Here is an 18,824-nt window from a genome sequence, read left to right on the forward strand (position 1 = left end):
GCAGTTTGCCGCCCCGCAGCAGCAGCGCCCCGCCGCCATGCCCCAGCAGCAGCCGACGCCTCGCGCCGCCGCTCCCGACCCGCTTGCCGTGGCAGACCCCTTCGCGCCTAGCGTCCCCGACCCCGCCGCCGCACCCATCCCAGTGCCGCAGACCGTCTCGCGCGACGCGCTTGCCGGCATGGGCGGAGCCGCCGCGACCGGTGCCGCCGTGGGCCTAGGCGCCGCAGCCGGCATCGCCTCCAACATGGCGAGCACTCGCGCCCCGCAGCGCCCGCTCGCCCAGCTCGTCGACGTCGTGAGCGGCGAGAGCCATAGCATCACCTCCGCACAGGTGACCATCGGTCGCGAGCGCTCAGTTTCCGACATTGCCCTGCGCGACCCCAACGTGTCGCGCCGCCACGCCCAGCTCACCTTTACGGGCTCGGATTGGTCGATCGAGGACCTCAATTCCACCAACGGCACGCTCGTCAACAACCGCCGCATTACGCGCTGCCCGCTGCGCAACGGCGATCTGCTGACGTTTGGCCTGAGTACCTTTGAATTTAGGGGATAGTCGCTTATGAACATCGATATCGTCCTTTTTGCAGGCCGCATCGTCCTGGTCGCCCTGCTCTATATCTTTCTGTTCGCCGTCATGAAGACCGGCGTGGGACTTGTGCGTGGACAGCGCCGCGACTCGGCTATCTGGACGATCGATGTGGACAAGGGTCCGCGCGGTATCCGCGGCATCCACGTAGACATGCTCGGCCCCGTCATCGTCGGTCGCTCGCCATCTTCGGACATCTGCATCAACGAACCGTTCGTTTCAGCCTCGCACGCGCGCTTTTCGCTGCAGGGCCCGGCGCTCATCATCGAGGACCTCAACTCACTTAACGGCACGCTCGTCAACGGCCGCCAACTCGTGGAGCCCGCGACGCTGCGTGAGGGCGACGAAGTCCAGATTGGCGACGTGGTCATGAAGGTGAACCGTCGATGATCGACGAGGAGAACAAGTCCGCAACTATGACCGAGGCACCGGCTGCCGCCGTAGCTGCACCGGCCCACGCCGCTCCGGCGGGCTCCGCACCCGTGGAGCCCGAGGACACCGTGTTCTCCCTGCCTCTTTCGCATGTAACGCATGATATTTCGGATCTCGCCGATAACGAGGACGAAGAGGATGCCGTAGCGGCGCCCATCGGCGCACATGCTGCGGAACAGCCCACAGCGCCCGAAGCAACCCCGGCGCCGGCTCACTTTGCAGAGCCCGTCGCCGCGGCAATCAACGAGAGCGCTGCGGTGTTTGCGGCACCCGAGCCCGCCGCGCCGGCGTTTCCCATAGCCCCGGCATCCGAGGTTGCGCCCGCGTCTACGCCGGCGCCCGAGCCTATAGACGTCAGCCCGCAAGACGACGAGTCGACCGCCCGCGTGTCCGAGGAGCCCGACTCCCCGGACACCGACAATTCCGAATCAAACGCCGAGACCGACACCGTCTCTCCCGGTGACACCGCCGAGATCGACGTTGCTGCCGTTGAGGCCAAGCTCAAAGACCCCGGCTCGACCATGAGCTTTGAGCCCCTGACCGAGGAGCGCATCGAGACCGACTCGACCTATGATGCCGGTACCACCACGCAACTCATGTGGGGCGCCCGCTCCGACGTTGGCTGTGTGCGCCCGCACAATGAGGATTCCTACCTGGTGCAGTCGCCGCTCTTTTGCGTATGCGACGGCATGGGTGGTCACGCCGCCGGCGAGGTAGCCTCTTCTATCGCTGTCGAGACTATAGCCAAGACGGCCCCACAGTCCGCCGACGCAGCACGCCTGGCCGCAGCCGTCGAGGCAGCCAACGCCGCCGTAATCGAGGCGGCCCTGAACGGCCTGGGCAAGCCCGGCATGGGCTGCACAGCCACCTGCGCCTATATCGAAAACGATACGCTCGCCATCGCCCACGTGGGCGACTCGCGCGCCTACCTGCTCCACGAGGGCACGCTCATCCGCGTGACCCGCGACCACTCCTACGTGGAGGAGCTCGTGGACGCCGGCGAGATCACGGCAGACGAGGCTCGCGTCCACCCCAACCGTTCGGTCATCACCCGCGCACTGGGCTCGGACCCCGCCATGTATGCCGACCACTTCACTCTGCATATCGAGGAAGGCGACCGCCTGATCCTGTGCTCCGACGGCCTTTCGAGCATGATTCCCGATAGCGATATCGAGAACATCGCCACGCAGTCCTCAACCGCGCAAATCTGCGTCGACAACCTAGTGGACGCGGCGCTTGCCGCCGGCGGCCACGACAACGTGACCGTAGTAGTCGTTGACCTGGTTGACGATGGCGTCATGCGCGAGGCGCAACGCGTGCGTCGCCGCAACGTTACTATCGCCGCCATCCTGGCCCTCGTCTTTGTGCTGGCAGCTGGCATCTGGGCCTACACGGGTGTCACCGGCTCGTACTACCTGGGTACCTACCAGGGCAATGTCGCCGTCTGGCGCGGCCTGCCCGGCAAGCCACTCGGACTCAAGCTCCACTGGCTCGAAAGCGAAACCAGCATCAAGCTGTCCGACCTGCCCGAAGACACGCAAAACCGCCTCAAGGCGGGCATTCCGCAAACAAGTGTCGACGATGCGCAGGACACGATATCCAAGTACCGCCACCAGATCGACGAGGAGCAGACCCGCCAGGTGATCGACGCGCAAACGATTCGCGACAACACCAATCAGGGATCGACCTCCGAATCAGATTCCGAGAAAACCGCCGAACAGTCCGCCGAGGCCGAAGCCTCCGATAAGAATTAGAAAGGGAGTGCCGCTTATGAGTCGCCGCAACACCGAGCTGCTCTTGCTCATCGCCTCGGCGTTCCCCGTCATCCTGCTGTATGCGATGTACGTCCTCACCGCGGGCGCTGCCATCTCCTTTGAGACGCTCGCCGTACCGATCGGCCTCTTTGCCGCCTTTGCCGCGGCCCACATTGCCGTGCGCATCTTGGCGCCCGGTGCCGACCCCGCCATCCTGCCCATCGTATTTATACTTTCGGGCATCGGCATCACGTTCGTGACGCGTCTCGCCCCCGCTCTCGCCATCTCACAGCTCATCATCCTGTTTGTCTCGGTGGCGCTCATGGTGGGAACGCTTGCACTAGTCAAAAACCTCGACGTGGTCATGCGCTACAAGTACACCTTTGGCATCATCGGCATCATTCTGCTGATGCTGCCTATCTTTATCGGCACCACGATCTCGGGCTCCAAGCTGTGGATTCGCATCGCGGGCTTTACCATCCAGCCTGGCGAGTTCGCCAAGGTCTTTATCGTGCTGTTCCTGGCCGGGTACCTGGCCGAGAACCGCGAGCTACTCTCCATCTCCAACCGCAAGATCCTGGGCTTTAAGATCCCTCGCCTGCGACTGCTGCTGCCGCTGTTTGCCGTGTGGGGTGTGTGCCTGCTCGTCGTCGTCTTCGAACGCGACCTGGGTTCGGCCGTGCTGTTCTACACCATCTTCTTGCTGATGCTCTACGTTGCCACGGGGCGCTTTTCGTATGTCGTTATCGGCCTTGCGCTCTTAGCCGTTGGAGCCGTGGGCGCCTACAAGTTCCTGTCGCACGTTCAGGTGCGTTTCCAGGTTTGGGTCGATCCGTTTAAGGACGCCCAGGGCCAGGGCTACCAGATCGTCCAGTCGCTCTTCTCGCTTGCCGACGGCGGTCTGGTCGGCGTTGGCATCGGCAACGGGATGGCCAACAACATCCCCGTCGTCGAGTCCGACTTTATCTTCTCGGCCATCGGCGAGGAGATGGGTCTTTTGGGCGGCGGCGCCGTGCTCATCCTGTTTATGCTCTTTGCCGTGCGTGGCCTCACCACGGCTGCCCGCGCTAAATCCGACCTCGCCGCCTTTAGCGCCACGGGCCTTACGGCCGCCATCAGCTTCCAGGCCTTCTTGATCGTTGGCGGCGTTACCCGCCTGATCCCGCTGACCGGCGTCACCTTGCCCTTTATGAGCCAGGGCGGCTCCTCGCTGCTGGCGAGCTTTATCATCGTCGCGCTCCTGCTGCGCGCCGGTGACGAGGCGACCGGACGCGAGGCCGAGCTTACCGGCACCGGCACCATGGCCGCCATCACCGATGATCAGGTCGCATCTGCCGCCGCCCCGACGGGCACGCGCTTTGCCACCTCGTCTTCCTACGGCAGCGGCAGCCATTCCGTCGGCTCGCGCATGCGCCGTCGCCTGCTCGACACACCTGAATCCGGTGTGCTCGGCCGCGTGGCGCTCGCCAACCGTCTAACCCGCGCGGTGCTCGCCTTTACGGCGCTGTTCGCCATCCTTATCGGCAACCTCACCTATGTCCAGGTCATCAAGGCCAAGGACTATCAGGACATGCCGACCAACAACCACACCATCGCCCGCTCCAAGTACATCCAGCGCGGTTCCATCATCACGTCCGACGGCGTGACGCTGGCCGAGTCGCTGCAACAGGAGGACGGCACCTACGTACGCTCCTACCCCAACGGTAACCTGGCAGCGCACGTGGTTGGCTACGTGAGCCAGCAGTATGGCACCACCGCCATCGAGAGCGTCATGAACGACACGCTCACCGGCTCTAAGGATTACTCCAGCTGGAACAACGCCATCGCGTCGCTCGCGGGCCAGACCCAGCCGGGCAACACCGCCAAGCTCACCATCGACTCGCGCATCCAGACGGCTGCCGAGCAGGCACTCAAGGGCTTTAAGGGCGCTGTAGTGGTCATCGACCCGCGTACCGGCGCGGTGCTCGCATGTGCCAGCTCGCCCACCTACGACAACACCAACATCGATGCCCTGCTGCAGACGGGCGGCGGCGAGGACGGCTCCATGTACAATCGCGCCATGGACGCGCTGTACACGCCGGGCTCAACGTTTAAGGTCGTTACGCTTTCCGCGGCACTCGAGACCGGTGCCGCCAGCCTTACCAGCACCTACCAGGCGCCCGGCTCCATGGACATCGGCAACGCACCGGTCACCAACTATGCCAACGAGAGCTACGGCACCATCAGCCTGCAGCAGGCCTTTGCCGTGTCCTCCAACGTCGTCTTTGGCCAGGTGGCAAACGAAGTTGGCGCAAACACGCTCGTACAGTTTGCCAACGCCTTTGGCTACGGCCAAAAGCTCGGCCAGGACCTGACCTCCGCGGCCTCCATCATGGCCGACCCGTCGCTCATGACCGAGTGGGAGACCGCCTGGGCCGGCGCCGGCCAGCCTGTCGGCATGGACCACACGCCCGGCCCGCAGACCACCGTCATGCAAAACGCCGTGATTGCCGCCGCCATCGCTAACAGCGGCGTGGTCATGGACCCGTACTTTGTAGCCCAGGTACTCGCCCCGGACGGAACCGTGGTCAAGACCACGCAGTCCCGCTCGCTGGGTCAGGCCGTCAGCTCCGCCACGGCCGACCAGGTCAAGCAGGCCATGCTTGCCGTCGTCCAGTCCGGCACCGGCACCGATGCCCAGATCCCCGGCGTCAAGGTCGCCGGCAAGACCGGCTCGGCCGAGACCGGCGGCACCAACGTCAACTCGATGTTCGTTGGCTTTGCACCTTACGATTCACCCACGGTCGCCATCTCGGTGGCCTTGGAGGATTACGACAAACACGACGTCAAGGCGGCCAAGATTGCCGGCATCGTCCTGACCGCAGCGCTCGCCGCACAGGGAGCGTGATGCCCATGATCGAATCGGTCACCCGAGGCGCGCCGCGGCCGAAGAGTTAACGGCAACGCGCCACACGGCCCCAGCGGCCACATCGTAGGTACTACACACATCGTTGAGCGAATAGTTATGTTAGGAGCAGGAATGGAACAGAGGGTCCTCGGGGGAAGATACCTCCTCAAGGATAAGGTGGGGACAGGCGGCATGGCGACCGTCTTCCGTGCGCAGGACCAGGTCCTCGACCGCACGGTAGCCGTCAAGATCATGCTGCCGCAGTATGCTGGCGACGCAACCTTCGCCGCACGCTTTAAGCAGGAGGCCCAGGCAGCAGCCGGTCTCTCCTCCCCCTATATCGTGGGCGTCTACGATTGGGGCAAGGACGGCGACACCTATTACATCGTCATGGAGTACCTGCGCGGCACCGACCTTAAGAGCGGCATCAAGAGCCACGGCGCCCTCGACCCCAAGAAGGTCGCCCAGATCGGCTCGCAGATCAGCTCCGCGCTTTCGGTCGCCCACAAGCACGAGATCATCCACCGCGACATCAAGCCGCAGAACATCATGGTGCTGCCCGACGGCAACATCAAGGTGATGGACTTTGGCATCGCGCGCGCCAAGAACAGCCACCTCACGCAAGACAACAACGTGCTGGGAACCGCCCACTACGTCAGCCCCGAGCAGACCCGTGGTCAGGACCTCGGCCCCACCTCGGATATCTACTCGCTGGGCGTCGTGATGTACGAGTGCGCCACCGGCCGCGTTCCCTTTGACGGTGACGACGCTATCTCGGTCGCACTCAAGCAGGTCAACGAGCTGCCTATTCCGCCGAGCCAGATCAACTCCGGTGTCGACGCCGACCTTGAGCGCATCATCCTCAAGTGCATGGAGAAGGACCCGGCAAACCGCTTCCAGACCGCCGACGAGCTGCGTCAGGTGCTCAACAGCTACCTGTCGGGCCGTGCCGTCAACATCTCGGAGCCCACGCGCATCATCGGTGCCCCCGGTGAGCTGGGCGCCACCAAGACTCGCGAGCTTTCCGATCAGACGCGCACCATGGTGCGTCCCGTCTCGGGCGTGAGCGGCCAGAATACCGCCCGTAGCTCGGTTTCGGGCTCCACCGGCTCCTACGAGGTCGAAAAGCCCAAATCCAACAAGAACAAGATCATCGCCGCCGTGGTGGCAGCCGTTGCCGTCATCGGCATCGTGGTGGCCTTTGCCACAGGACTCTTTGGCGGCGAGCAGGTCACCGTGCCCGATGTGCTGGGCAAGGACCAGCAGACTGCCGTCGAGCTGATCAAGGAAGCCGGCCTCGAGGTCGGCACCATCGACCAAAGCTACAACGACGATGTCGACGAGGGCAAGGTCGCCGAGCAGACGCCCAACGGCAACACCAAGAAGGCCAAGGGCACCAAGGTGAACCTGGTAATCTCCAAGGGTCCCAAGCCCTCCGAGAAGGTTGAGGTTCCCCGGCTTGTCGGCCTGACCAAGGACCAGGCCGAGGCCGCGCTGGCAAGCGTTGGCCTGAAGGGCAACGCCTCCGAGGAGGCCAACGAGGCCGATGAGGGCCAGGTCTTTGAGCAGGGCACCGAAGCCGGTAAGGAAGTCGCGAAGGGCACGACCATCTCGTACAAGGTCTCGAGCGGCCCGGATACCACGTCCGTCCCCGATCTGACCGACATGACCGAGGCCCAGGCGCGCAACGCCCTCGATATGGCAGGCTTTGGCGTCGACGTTAGCTACCAGGAGAACGACTCGGTTACCGAGGGCACCGTGATCAGCTGGAACCCCAGTGGCAAGCAGAAGCCCGGCGCCACGATTACCGTCGTCATTGCCAAGAAGTCCGGCAAGGCCAGTGTTCCGGGCAACCTGTACGGCAAGAGCATCTCCGCCGCCGTCACCGCGCTCAACAACGCCGGTTTCTATAACATCGGCTTCTGTGACCAGAACGGCAATCCCGTAAGCGGTAACGAGGATGCCACCGTTACGGGCGTCTCCCCCACTGGCAAGCAGTCCACCGACAGCACGATTACGCTGACGGTCGCACTTTCTGGCTCGGGTTCGGGCTCTGGCTCGGGCACGGGTGACGATTCCGGTACGACCAACTAGTCGCCACCCCACCGCTCATCACGGCTCTCGCCGCAAACATATTCGCTCACAGGCGCCCGCTTGCTCCCCCAGCAAGCGGGCGCTTCGTTTTTGACATGGCATTGAACCAGAAGAACCCGGCACCGTAGCGGTACCGGGCTCGATATTCCTCTGGTGCCCCCGGGCGGATTCGAACCGTCGACACCCGCTTTAGGAGAGCGGTGCTCTATCCCCTGAGCTACGGAGGCATGTTGTACTAGTGTAGCAGATTTACTGCATCGCAATACGTCGCATGACTAGACTTCGAAGTTGCGGTGGAATAGTTCCTGTCTGAAGCATCTAAAGCCGTATTTAGGAACTATTTCACCGCAACTTATGAGGAGCTAGTTACCTTTGTGGAAGAGGTTTTTGATAACGGAGGGGATGCTCTTGGCGCCCTTGGCCGTCACATCGATAAAGTCGGGCGAACGAACGAGCTTGTCCTCGTCAATGTACTTACGCACCGCGCGAAGCGTTTCCTTGTCATTGCGCGTCGAAAACGTAAAGTGGCCATTCTCTTTGGTAAAGATGGCAAAACGCGTAATCTTCTTGGTGCCGCGCAAAACCTCGGCGGCAATATAGTCGACCTCGTCCCACGGGATTTGGATATAATCCTCGGGATTGCGCTCGTTATAGTACTCAAACGCCTTATTGCCCACCATCACGTTACCGTGACTGGTAAGCCCCATCAGGCAGGTTGCCGGCGTTGCCAGATCGACCGTGCTGTTCTGAGATTGCGCCATACGCGCCTCGCCCTCCAATAAAAACAATCGGACCGCATCCAGTGTACCCACCGGGTGCGGTCCGTTTCAATGGCTCAAAAGCCCTTGCCTAGCAACTCTCGGTCTTAAGCCGAAGCGTGCTTACATGAAGCCGCAGACGCGACCGATGATGCCGACGGCGAAGAGAGCCAGGATGATGACGATCGGGCTGACCTTCTTCTTGAGGAGCTTGCAGACCAGAAGGGTCAGGCACACGGCGGCAAGGCCGGGGATGAGCTGATCGAGGTTGGCCTGAAGCGTGGTGACCTTCACCGGGTCGAGTGCGTTGGCACCGACAGAGCTGTACATCGTCAATGCCTGCTTGATGCCCTCAGAACCGGCGGGCAGGTTGGCCCAGTCGATATAGGCGCCAGCGGACTGCGTGACCTTGGAGACGACCGGGGTGAAGGAGATGGACACCCAGCGCTCGACCAGGGCGCCGATGATGAACATACCCAGGATGGAAGCACCCTCGGTGACCTTGCCCATCAGACCGCCGGAGAGGTCCTTGGCGATGGAGGAGCCGACCTTGTAGCCAAACTCCTGCGTGTACCACAGGAAGGCGTAACGGATGATGTTCCACGCGAAGAAGAACAGCAGCGGACCGGCGATGCTGCCGGACAGGGCCAGGGAAGCGCCCAGTGCGCCCAGAATCGGGCGAAGGGTGAACCAGAAGGCGGGGTCGCCGACGCCGGCGAGCGGGCCCATCATACCGACCTTGACGCCCTGAATGGCGACGTCGTCAATCGGAGCACCGTTGGCGCGCTCCTCCTCGAGGGCGAGGGTAACGCCAATGACGGGGGCGGAAACATAGGGGTGGGTGTTATAGAACTCCAGGTGGCGCTTAAGAGCGGCAATCTGGTCATCCTTGCTGGTGTAGAGCTTCTTGATCGCAGGGATCATTGCGAAGCACCAGCCGCCGTTCTGCATACGCTCGTAGTTCCACGAGCCCTGAAGGAACTGATGACGGAAGCAAACCTTCTTACGGTCAGCCTTGGTGAGCTGAATCTTGTTCTCTGCCATATGTATCACTCCCCTCCTACTCGTAATCGTTCAGAATGTCGCCGAGCGGGTCACCGGAGCCACCGCCCATGCCGCCACCCTGCTTGGCCAGATCCTTAAGGCCAAGGTAGATGAGGGCAAGGGAGATGCCGATGAGGCCAAGGGCAATCAGCGTGAGCTGAGGGATGGCAGCAAGGACAAAGCCGAGGATGAAGAACGGCCAGGTCTCCTTGGTGGCCATCATGTTGATGACCATGGCGTAACCGACGGAAGCGACCATGCCGCCGCCGACAGCCATGCCGCCGGACAGCCAGTCGGGCATAGCGTTAAGCGCGTTGGTAACAGCCTCGGCCGGGATGATGCACAGAAGTACTGCCGGGATGGCGATACGAACACCCTGCATGAGGATGCCGGCGTACTGCCAACGCTCGATGCCGGCGAAGTCGCCCTTCTCGGCGCAGGCGTCCATGCCGTGAACCATAGCGGTAGCCAGGGTACGGCAGATCATGGTCAGGAACAGACCGGCGACCGACAGCGGGACGGCGACGGCGATGGCGGCGGTAACGGCCTTGGCCGAATCGGTGGCGCCACCATTGAGGGCGAGCACCATGATGATCGAAGAAGCGACCGAGGCCAGAGCGGCGTCAGGCGCGACGGCGGCGCCGACGTTAGCCCAGCCAAGGGCCATCATCTGGAGCGAACCGCCCAGGAGGATGCCCTCCTGAAGGTGACCGGTTACGAGACCGATAAGCGTGCATGCCACGAGCGGCTGATGGAACTGGAACTCATCCAGAATGCCTTCCATACCGGCAAGCAACGCGACAATCGCAACAAGCAGAATAGTGATTGCAGACATGTATCGGACCCTCCTTTACTATGCTTGAGCGGCCAGTTCGGCCTTAGCTTTCTTCAACATGGCGTCGAGATCCTCGGAGGAATCCGAAGGAACCTTGCGGACCTCGAACTTGACGCCCTTGGCCTTGAGAGCCTCGATGGTCTTGACATCGTCATCGCCCATAGCGACAGCGTTAGTGACGACGACCTTGCCCTTGGAGTGGGCCATGGAACCGATGTTGGCTTCCTTGATGTCGACGCCGGCCTCGATGGCCCTGAGCAGATCCTGCGGGTTCTCGAACAGCAGCATCGCCTTGGTGTCGCCAAAGCGCGTGTCCTTGACGACCTCGGCCATCTTCTTGATAGGCACGACGTTGGCGTGGACTCCCGGAGGGGCAGCCTGCTCGATCATGGTCTTGCGGAGCTCGTCGTGAGCAACGCCGTCGGAGACCACGATGATGCGGTTGGGGTTGATCTGCTTGGTCCACGTGGTGGCCACCTGACCATGCAGCAGGCGCGTGTCGATACGGACGTGGGCGATCTTGATGTGCCCATCGCCGATGACCGTTCCCGGAGGAATGGCACCCGCAGGAGCAGCGGCGGCCGCAGCCGGCTTCTTCTCCTCGGGCTCCAGAGACTCGGGCTTGACGCGCACGCCGGCCTTAGCCTCAGTCACGAGATGTTTTGCGATCGCATGTGCAGTGTTCTTTGCGTCAAAGCGCTGCGAATATGCCTCGATGAGCATAGGCAGGTTGACACCGGTGACGATAGCCCAGGAATCGTGGCCCTCGATGAGCCCGCTGATCTGGTTGAACGGCGTGCCGCCCCACAGATCAACGAGGAAGAGCACCTGCTCCTGGTCCTCGAAGGAAGCGATTGCCTCCTCGACCTTGGCACGGAAGTCGTCGGGGCCCATGCTCGGCTCGAGCGAGACCACGGCAACAGACGGCTGATCGCCAAAGACCATCGAGCCCGTCTGCTTGATTCCAGCCGCCAAGTCACCATGGCTAGCAAGAACAATACTTACCATCACATAACCTCCTTTTTGTCTACGTAATTCCTACACGACAGTTATGAAGTATAGCTGCAAATACAACAGAATTGTTTGAAAAACTGCAAAAGGTAGCATTATTTGTTTAAACGTCTTGTTTTGTTACAAGCTGATTACATTCCAGTATTTTGGCTGATTTGCTGCTGAGGATTGATAGCTGATCTATTTACATGACCGAATTGAGCACGCTGTTCATTATTGCCGGTTTTAAACAGACACAAATGTGCTCGCGTTGAGGCTATTTCGTTTAAACAGATGGTGCTTGACTAATGGTAAGAAATATGCTCTAGCAAAGTAGTCGTTAGGGACGTTCTTTAATGACTAGTCGTTTAAGAACGTCCCCAACGACTAAGTTAGGCGATGTGGAGGGGGTTGGCGGCGTCGACGGCATCGGGGGCATCGGATAGGCCGTCGGGGGCAGCGTCTGTCGGGTCCTCGTCGGGGGTCTCGATCTGCTTGATCATGACCTCCTGGCCCTGCAGCAGATAGGTCTCGCCGCTACCGCAATGGGGGCAGGTCTTGCCGTGCTCGACCGTCGCGTAGTCGCAGCCGCACGCCTCGCAATGCGTCACGGCCTCGACAGGCTCCACAATAAGCTCCGCGCCCTGCGTGATAGGCTTTTTATCTGCCGCCCAGCGCCAAGCATCAAGCAGCAGATCGGGAACGACGCCCGAGACCTCGCCCAGGAGCAGCGTCACGCTCGAAACGCGACTCACGCCATTGGCGCGCGCCACATTCTCGACATCACGAATGATGTGATAAACAATCCCGAGCTCGTGCACTTTTAATTCCTTCCGCCGTTCTACCGAACGGCGGTCGGCTTGACGCTGCGCGAGCCCCAGACGGGCGATCTGCCTTTCAATCGTCGGGCATGGGCAAAAGCCCTATGCCCTCCTCTTTCAAGGCACCTCGCCACGCCCGGGACTCGCTCGCTGTCCAACCGCTCCCTGCGCCGTTCTCCTGCTTGTTGCGTTTCTTACTTCTTCCCGAATTTGATCTTGATAGCACGCTTGAGGGCATACTTGCCGAGGCTTGGGAGCTTTTGCTCGTATTTGACCATCGTTGAGCACTCGGGGCGGTCGCGATCCAGATGGATGGCGTCAAACGCGCACTTGGTGGTGCACAGGCCGCAGCCGATGCACTTGTTGGGGTCGACGATCGAGGCACCGCAGCCCAGGCAGCGAGCGGTCTCGGCGCGCACCTGCTCCTCGGTAAAGGTCTCGACGTACTCGCTAAAGGGCGCAGCCTTCTCGCGCTCGCGGTCGACACGTGCCACCTCGCGGCTTGCGTTGTCATAGCTCTCAATCACAACATCGTCGCGGTCAAGCGCGGTGTAGCGGCGCTGGTTGCGGCCGATGGTGAGCGTGGAGCCCGGCTGCACAAAGCGATGGATGGACACCGCGGCCTCATGACCGGCCGCGATAGCGTCGATGGCAAAGCTGGGGCCGGTGTAGACGTCGCCGCCCACAAAGATGTCGGGTTCGGCGGTCTGGTACGTCTGCGGATCGGCAAGGGCACCCTGGCCGCGGCCGAGCTCCACCTTGGAGCCAGCCAGCAGGTCGCCCCACACAATGGACTGGCCAATCGACATGACGACACGGTCGGCATCGACACGGCGCAGATCGTTCTCGTCGTACTCGGGCGCAAAACGGCCCTCGTCGTCAAAGACACGCGTGCAGCGCTTGAAGGTGATGCCGCACACACGACCCGCATCGTCCAGGTGAATCTCCTTGGGGCCCCAGCCGCAGCTGATGTGAGCGCCGTCCTCAACGGCCTCGCGACGCTCCTCCTCGCTGGCGGGCATCTGGGCCTCGCTCTCCAGGCAGAACATCTCAACGTGCTCGGAACCCAGACGGCAGGCGTTGCGGGCAACGTCGATGGCCACGTTGCCGCCGCCCACCACAATGGTGCGGCCGAACAGGGTATCGATCTTGCCGCTGTTAACCTCGCGAAGGAAGTCGACGGCCACGGTCACATCCTCGGCATCCTCGCCCGGAATACCGGCAAGGCGGCCGCCCTGGCAGCCAATAGCCACGTAGAAGGCCTTAAAGCCCTGCTCGCGCAGCTCGTCGAGCGTCACATCACGACCGACCTCCACGCCATAGCGGAACTCGGCACCCATCAGGCGAATAACCTCGACCTCGGCCTCAATGACGTCCTTCTGCAGCTTAAAGCTGGGAATACCGTAGGTGAGCATGCCGCCCGGGCGCTCGTTCTTCTCGAACACGACGGGCTTGTAGCCCTTCTCGGCCAGGTAGAAAGCGCAGGACAGGCCGGCCGGACCGGCACCGATGATGGCGATCTTCTGGTCGAAGCCGCCGGCACGCGTCGGGGTCACCACAGGCGGGACATAGCGGGTAGTGGCGTCCAGATCGCGCTGGGCGATGAACTTCTTGACCTCGTCGATAGCCACGGCGGCGTCCACACGGCCGCGGGTGCAGGCATCCTCACAGCGGCGGTTGCACACACGGCCGCAGATAGCGGGCAGCGGGTTCTCACGCTTGATGAGCGCCAGCGCCTCGTCGTATCGACCCTGAGCCGCGAGCTTCAAATAGCCCTGAACGGCGACATGCGCGGGGCAAGCTGTCTTGCAGGGCGCGGTGCCGGACTCATGCGTCTCGATGCGGTTGTCGTTGCGGTAGTTGGGCGACCACTTGGTGTGGTCCCATTTGGTGGCATCGGGCAGCTCCTGGCGCGGATACTCGGGCACCTGTCCGCCGGCCTTTTTGCTGCAGAGCTTCTGGCCCAGCTTGGCGGCACCGGCCGGGCACACCTCAACGCAGCGACCGCAGGCCACGCACTTGTCCTTCTCGACCTTGGCGACATAGGCCGAGCGAGACAGGTTGGGTGTGTTGAACAGCTGCGAGGTGCGCAGGGCGTAGCACACGTTGACGTTGCAGTTGCAGATGGCGAAGATCTTGTTCTCGCCGTCGATGTTGGTGATCTGGTGCACAAAGCCGTTGTCCTCGGCCTGGCGCAAGATGTCGTAAACCTCATCGCGGGTCACGTAATGGCCACGATCGGTCTCGACCACATAGTCGGCCATATCGCCCACGGCAATGCACCAGTCGCGTGGATCGTCGGCGCAGCCCTCGCCCATCACGCGACGGCTCGCGCGGCAGCTGCAGGTGCTGGCGGCATACTTACCCTCGTATTTGTCGAGCCAGTGCTCGATATGCTCGATCGGCACCGAGGTGCTCGCGGCGTCAATGGCCTTCTCGACCGGAATGACGTGCATGCCGATGCCGGCGCCTCCGGGCGGCACCATCGGTGTGGCGCGGGACAGCGGACCTTTGGATGCCTGTTCAAAGAACTTGGCGTAGACCGGGTGTTCCTCGAGCTGGCTCACGCGCATGTTGAGGAACTCGGCAGAACCCGGCACCAGCATGGGCAGCACCCACTGCTTGGCGCGCTCGGGGTTTTCCCAGTTGTACTCGAGCAGACCCGTGTAGCTCATATCGTCGAGCATCTTCTCGATATCGGCCTCGGGCATGCCGGTGAGCTTGACCATCTCGGGCAGCGTGTAGGGGCGGCGCATCTTCATCTTGCAGAGCACTTCGGCCTGCTCGTCGGTCGCGGCCTCGGCAAACGACCAGTACTCGTAGCCCAGCAGCTCATCGCGGTGCAGCAGGCGGTTGGTGCAGTGCTCGCACAGTTTGACGATGGCCTCGCGCGGATGCTCCGGTATCGGCGGCACGAACTCCGCGCCGATATCGGGCTCGGTATAGCTAATCCCCGGTCCGTTGAGAATCATGGTTGTCCCTTCTCTTGCCACAGCCCGGCGAGACCGCGGCGCCCCTCTTTGTACGGGCTCGACATGCCCCCCATGCCGTTCACCCGCTATTGTTGACATTGTGTCAAAAACAGTATTGACGAACCGTCAACAATAATCAAGACTGTTAGGCGAACGGTCGGGCCCAAACGGATGAAAGGCGGCAAACGCATGAGCGATAACACGGCAAACATCTCTGTGGCTGATGCCGTCCTCGCGTCCGACAGCGCGGCAAAGCGCCTGACGGGCGACGAACGCCGTCGCGAGATCCTCGATGCCGTGCGCACCGTAAGCTCCGAGCTGGGCGTTTCCCACCTATCGGTATCGGCCGTGACCAAGCGAGCCGGCTGCACGCGCTCGCTGTTCTACCACTACTTTGCCGATATGGACGCCGCCGTCACCGCCGTTATGGACGAGGCGATCGACGGCTTTATCGCCGAGCTCGAGCAGTGGAACGCCAGCCGCACGGTTGGTGACATCGAAGGCGCACTCGACACCGTCGCTCCGCTCTTTAAGCGCCTGGTCGTGAGCGGCCACGAGTTGCCGAGCACGCTTACCTCGAGCAGCGGCGCGCTCTACGGCGGCTTTCTGCACAACGTGGTCCAGCGCGTGGCGCAATACATTTGCGACACCACCGTGGTGGACTTTGTCGCCCATCATGACCTGCGCATCGACCATGTCTATGAGACGTTCTACACCCTCATCATGGGACTGTTGATGTATATCCGCACGCACCCCGATGTGCCCGACGAGACGGTCAAGGAAATCATCGCCTCGACACTCCACATCGAGGGCTATACCGCCAAGTATCCGGAGCGCAAGCCCCAGAACTGACGACATTTGGCCAAACTGCCCGCGATCGGAAGAGGGGCCGCGGGCGTGTGAAAGGAGAGCAGCATGCTGTTCGATGTTTGGGGTAGCGATACCCTTATCCACTGGGCCGGCTGGGCCATGGTCTTTATTGGCCTGATCGTGCTCAACGAGGTCGGCCGCCGCACCAAGCTGGGCGCGGCCATCATCTTTGGCGTGGCTCCGCTGGCCATGACCATCTACTGCGTCGCCATCGCCATCGGCGTCTCACAGGGCGCCGAGTGGGCGCTCACCAACCCCACCCATGTGTACCAGAACAGCTGGTTCCACTACGCCAAGGTATACGCGGCGCTGGCCGGTTGCTGGGGCTTCATTGCCATTAAGTACCAGTGGGGCAAGATCGGCAAGGCACACTGGTTCCGCGCGTGGCCGTTTGTGATCGTCGCCATCAACATCATGATCGCCGTCGTGTCCGACTTTGAGAGCGCCTATCACTTCTTTGTCCTGGGCCAGTCCACTTGGGTCACCTCCGAAGGTGCTACGCAGCTTGCCGGCTGGAACAACGTGTTCAACGGCATCGCCGGTATCATCAACATCTTCTGCATGACCGGTTGGTGGAGCGTCTACGCCTCCGAGAATCAGACCGACATGCTGTGGCCCGACATGACCTGGGTCTACATCATCGCCTACGACATCTGGAACTTCTGCTACACCTACAACTGCCTGCCCACCCACTCCTGGTTCTGCGGCTTTGCGCTGCTGCTGGCGCCCACCGTCGCCGCCTTTATCTGGAACAAGGGCGGCTGGATCCAGAACCGTGCCTTTACGCTGGCCATTTGGTGCATGTTTGCCCAGGTGTTCCCGTACTTCCAGGAGGAGTCCATCTTTGTGACCCACTCCACGCTCGACCCCAGCGCCGCTACTGCGGTCTCGATCGCCGCACTGGTCGCCAACATCGCCGCGATCATCTACATCGCCTACCGCGCCAAGAAGCTCGGCCGCAATCCCTACAAGCAGGATGTCTTTGAGGGCACCAGCGATTGGGAGAAGGCTACCGCTCGCCGCGCCAAGGTGGATTACGCACACGCCGAGTAACATGCCCGGCGCAAACGCCGCTTGAATGTGAAGCAGCATAGCCGGCTCCGCGCAACTCAACGCATTGCAGAGCCCCCGGAATGTGATTCGTCCGCGTTCCGGGGGCCTTTTGCTGCCGCGAGGATGCGGCCGAACGATGCGCTCAGGTTAAATCGGATCTTATATTTCGTATGCGCTTTATATGGCTCCATTTTTGGGTACAGTGTTGAGCCGATATTGCATTGGGGGATATATGAGCGATGAGACGTATGGCCGCGAGGATGCGGCCCAGGATGCGGAAGCATGTGCCGAAGCCCTGGAGAGCCTTGACCGGATCGCGCTAGACGAGCTCTCGTTTAGCGATTCGGTCGTCGACGCGCAAGACGAGGTGCACGAAGACACTGAGGACGAAGGCGGCGACGCCAAAGACGCTCCTGACGAAGCCGAAGAGGACGATAGCGAGGCCGACGACCAGCCCGAATCCGACACGGGCGAGGAAACCGTCTTGCTCGACAGCTTACCGGCCGAAGATTCGCTGACTCGCGAGCTTCCTGGCCTGGGTTCCGCACCAGCCGTGGATGAGACCATCGCCATGGGCGATATTCCCCTGCCGTCCGTTCCCTCGGCACACGAAGCCGAGGTCCGCCATCGCAAGATGTCGCCCAAGCGCCGCAATCTGATGGTCGCCGGTGTCGTGGCCGTCGCGCTCGTCGCCGGCGGTGCAGGCTATGCTGCCTGGAACGGATATCAGCAAGAGCAGGCTGCCGCTGTCGCCGCCAATGCCCACACGATGATGTCGGTGCAGATTGGCGTGCATGCCGCGGGCCTCGACTGTTCCGCCGGCTCCAAGATTCCCGTACAAGTGAGTGGCCAGGATTCTGACGGATCCTCCGTGAGCGAAACACTCTATGTTGACGAGCACGGCCGTGGCATCAAACTGCTACCCGGTGACTACACGCTCTCCATCGCTGCCTCCCCCATCGCGTCCGACGGCACCGTCTATACCGTGCCGACCACCAAGGCGCAGGTCACGATCAAGAGCGACGGACAGGACCTAAGCAGCCAGGCCGCCTTTAAGCTCAAGGTGCCTTCGGCCGACACGGTAACCGACGACCAGATCGATGCCGCCGCCAAATATGCCGAGGAGGGAGGCGCGAGCTCCGCCGCCACCGCCAAGGTGCTCCAGCAGGCGGCAACCGCGCGGCGCGACGCCGCCGTCAATGCCGTGAGCGCGCAAAAGGCACAGGCGGCCCGTGATGCCGACGCCCGCCACAAGGCAACCGACCTCTACCAGCTCGATATCCCCGTCGAGTGGTACGGCAAGGTCGAGACTTGGCAAAATGGCAGCACGCTATGCATCTATCTTGCCGGCGACAGCGATACGCCGATTGTGACGCTCGTCGCAGTGCGCGAGGGCGAGAGCTTTACGCCCGATGAGGGCGATACGGTTTTGGGTGCGGCCAACCTAGGCAACGGTTATACCGTCTACGCCAGCGGTCCCGTCTATCCGTACGTGGTGCCCCAGACCATCAACGGACGGACGCAGAATCCCGTGTCGACCTACCCTATGGACTCGGCCATTGAGCTTGTCGAGCTCACGACCGGCAACCGCTACACCTATAGCCAGATCAAGAACGTACTGGTCGGCAAAGACGGCAAGGCCGACGCTGCGACCAAACTCGAGACCGACTACCTCGCCCAGATTCTCCTGCCGAGCATCAAGGCCCAGGACTAGCGGACCATGACACC

The 18,824-nt window shown here is 62.0% G+C and carries 14 protein-coding genes and 1 tRNA gene; 8 read left to right on the forward strand and 7 right to left on the reverse strand.

Annotation, left to right across the window (positions count from 1 at the left end; genetic code table 11):
• The 5 genes from DWZ01_RS10910 to pknB form a co-directional block, all read left to right on the forward strand.
• On the forward strand, nucleotides 1–553 hold a 553-nt coding region (locus DWZ01_RS10910; protein WP_233506177.1), incomplete at its 5' end, for an FHA domain-containing protein.
• Between the two features lie 6 nt (nucleotides 554–559).
• Nucleotides 560–976 carry an FHA domain-containing protein gene (locus DWZ01_RS05555; protein WP_006235180.1) on the forward strand — a complete coding sequence of 139 codons (417 nt, stop codon included), beginning with the start codon at nucleotides 560–562 and terminating at the stop codon, nucleotides 974–976.
• Nucleotides 973–2,772 (forward strand): Stp1/IreP family PP2C-type Ser/Thr phosphatase, encoded by a 1,800-nt coding sequence (locus DWZ01_RS05560; protein ID WP_117770281.1) that lies wholly within the window; start codon nucleotides 973–975, stop codon nucleotides 2,770–2,772. The genes DWZ01_RS05555 and DWZ01_RS05560 overlap by 4 nt, the downstream gene beginning before the upstream one ends.
• 16 nt (nucleotides 2,773–2,788) lie before the next feature.
• Nucleotides 2,789–5,659: an FtsW/RodA/SpoVE family cell cycle protein gene (locus DWZ01_RS05565; protein WP_117848326.1), complete on the forward strand. Its 2,871-nt coding sequence runs from the start codon at nucleotides 2,789–2,791 to the stop codon at nucleotides 5,657–5,659.
• A gap of 132 nt (nucleotides 5,660–5,791) precedes the next feature.
• A complete protein-coding gene (pknB, locus tag DWZ01_RS05570; protein WP_117848327.1) occupies nucleotides 5,792–7,753 on the forward strand; it encodes a Stk1 family PASTA domain-containing Ser/Thr kinase in 1,962 nt (653 codons plus the stop codon).
• Nucleotides 7,754–7,904: 151 nt separating this feature from the next.
• Here pknB and DWZ01_RS05575 read toward each other — a convergent pair.
• The 7 genes from DWZ01_RS05575 to DWZ01_RS05605 all read right to left on the reverse strand — a co-directional run bounded on the left by DWZ01_RS05575 (nucleotide 7,905) and on the right by DWZ01_RS05605 (nucleotide 15,173).
• A tRNA-Arg gene (locus tag DWZ01_RS05575) sits at nucleotides 7,905–7,980 on the reverse strand.
• Nucleotides 7,981–8,115: 135 nt separating this feature from the next.
• Nucleotides 8,116–8,514, reverse strand: coding sequence for a DUF956 family protein (locus tag DWZ01_RS05580; RefSeq protein ID WP_117564941.1), 399 nt, complete (start codon nucleotides 8,512–8,514; stop codon nucleotides 8,116–8,118).
• 120 nt (nucleotides 8,515–8,634) lie between these two features.
• Nucleotides 8,635–9,555, reverse strand: coding sequence for a PTS system mannose/fructose/sorbose family transporter subunit IID (locus DWZ01_RS05585; RefSeq protein WP_117564942.1), 921 nt, complete (start codon nucleotides 9,553–9,555; stop codon nucleotides 8,635–8,637).
• Nucleotides 9,556–9,571: 16 nt separating this feature from the next.
• Nucleotides 9,572–10,390 (reverse strand): PTS mannose/fructose/sorbose transporter subunit IIC, encoded by an 819-nt coding sequence (locus DWZ01_RS05590; protein WP_089573274.1) that lies wholly within the window; start codon nucleotides 10,388–10,390, stop codon nucleotides 9,572–9,574.
• An 18-nt stretch (nucleotides 10,391–10,408) separates the two neighbouring features.
• A complete protein-coding gene (locus DWZ01_RS05595; protein ID WP_089573275.1) occupies nucleotides 10,409–11,398 on the reverse strand; it encodes a PTS sugar transporter subunit IIB in 990 nt (329 codons plus the stop codon).
• A gap of 374 nt (nucleotides 11,399–11,772) precedes the next feature.
• Nucleotides 11,773–12,201: a hydrogenase maturation nickel metallochaperone HypA gene (locus tag DWZ01_RS05600; protein ID WP_117583629.1), complete on the reverse strand. Its 429-nt coding sequence runs from the start codon at nucleotides 12,199–12,201 to the stop codon at nucleotides 11,773–11,775.
• 194 nt (nucleotides 12,202–12,395) lie between these two features.
• Entirely contained in the window at nucleotides 12,396–15,173 is a 2,778-nt protein-coding gene (locus DWZ01_RS05605; protein ID WP_199412396.1) for an FAD-dependent oxidoreductase, read from the reverse strand.
• A gap of 189 nt (nucleotides 15,174–15,362) precedes the next feature.
• Here DWZ01_RS05605 and DWZ01_RS05610 point away from each other — a divergent pair, with 189 nt between their 5' ends.
• The 3 genes from DWZ01_RS05610 to DWZ01_RS05620 all read left to right on the forward strand — a co-directional run bounded on the left by DWZ01_RS05610 (nucleotide 15,363) and on the right by DWZ01_RS05620 (nucleotide 18,810).
• Nucleotides 15,363–16,025, forward strand: a complete 663-nt coding sequence (locus tag DWZ01_RS05610) for a TetR/AcrR family transcriptional regulator (RefSeq protein ID WP_117848328.1) — start codon at nucleotides 15,363–15,365, stop codon at nucleotides 16,023–16,025.
• Between the two features lie 63 nt (nucleotides 16,026–16,088).
• Nucleotides 16,089–17,096 (forward strand): DUF5692 family protein, encoded by a 1,008-nt coding sequence (locus DWZ01_RS05615; RefSeq protein WP_117848329.1) that lies wholly within the window; start codon nucleotides 16,089–16,091, stop codon nucleotides 17,094–17,096.
• A gap of 232 nt (nucleotides 17,097–17,328) precedes the next feature.
• Nucleotides 17,329–18,810 carry a hypothetical protein gene (locus DWZ01_RS05620; RefSeq protein WP_117848330.1) on the forward strand — a complete coding sequence of 494 codons (1,482 nt, stop codon included), beginning with the start codon at nucleotides 17,329–17,331 and terminating at the stop codon, nucleotides 18,808–18,810.
• Nucleotides 18,811–18,824: the final 14 nt, after the last annotated feature.

Origin of the sequence: Collinsella sp. AF28-5AC, assembly GCF_003457875.1 — a bacterium.
GTDB lineage: Bacteria > Actinomycetota > Coriobacteriia > Coriobacteriales > Coriobacteriaceae > Collinsella.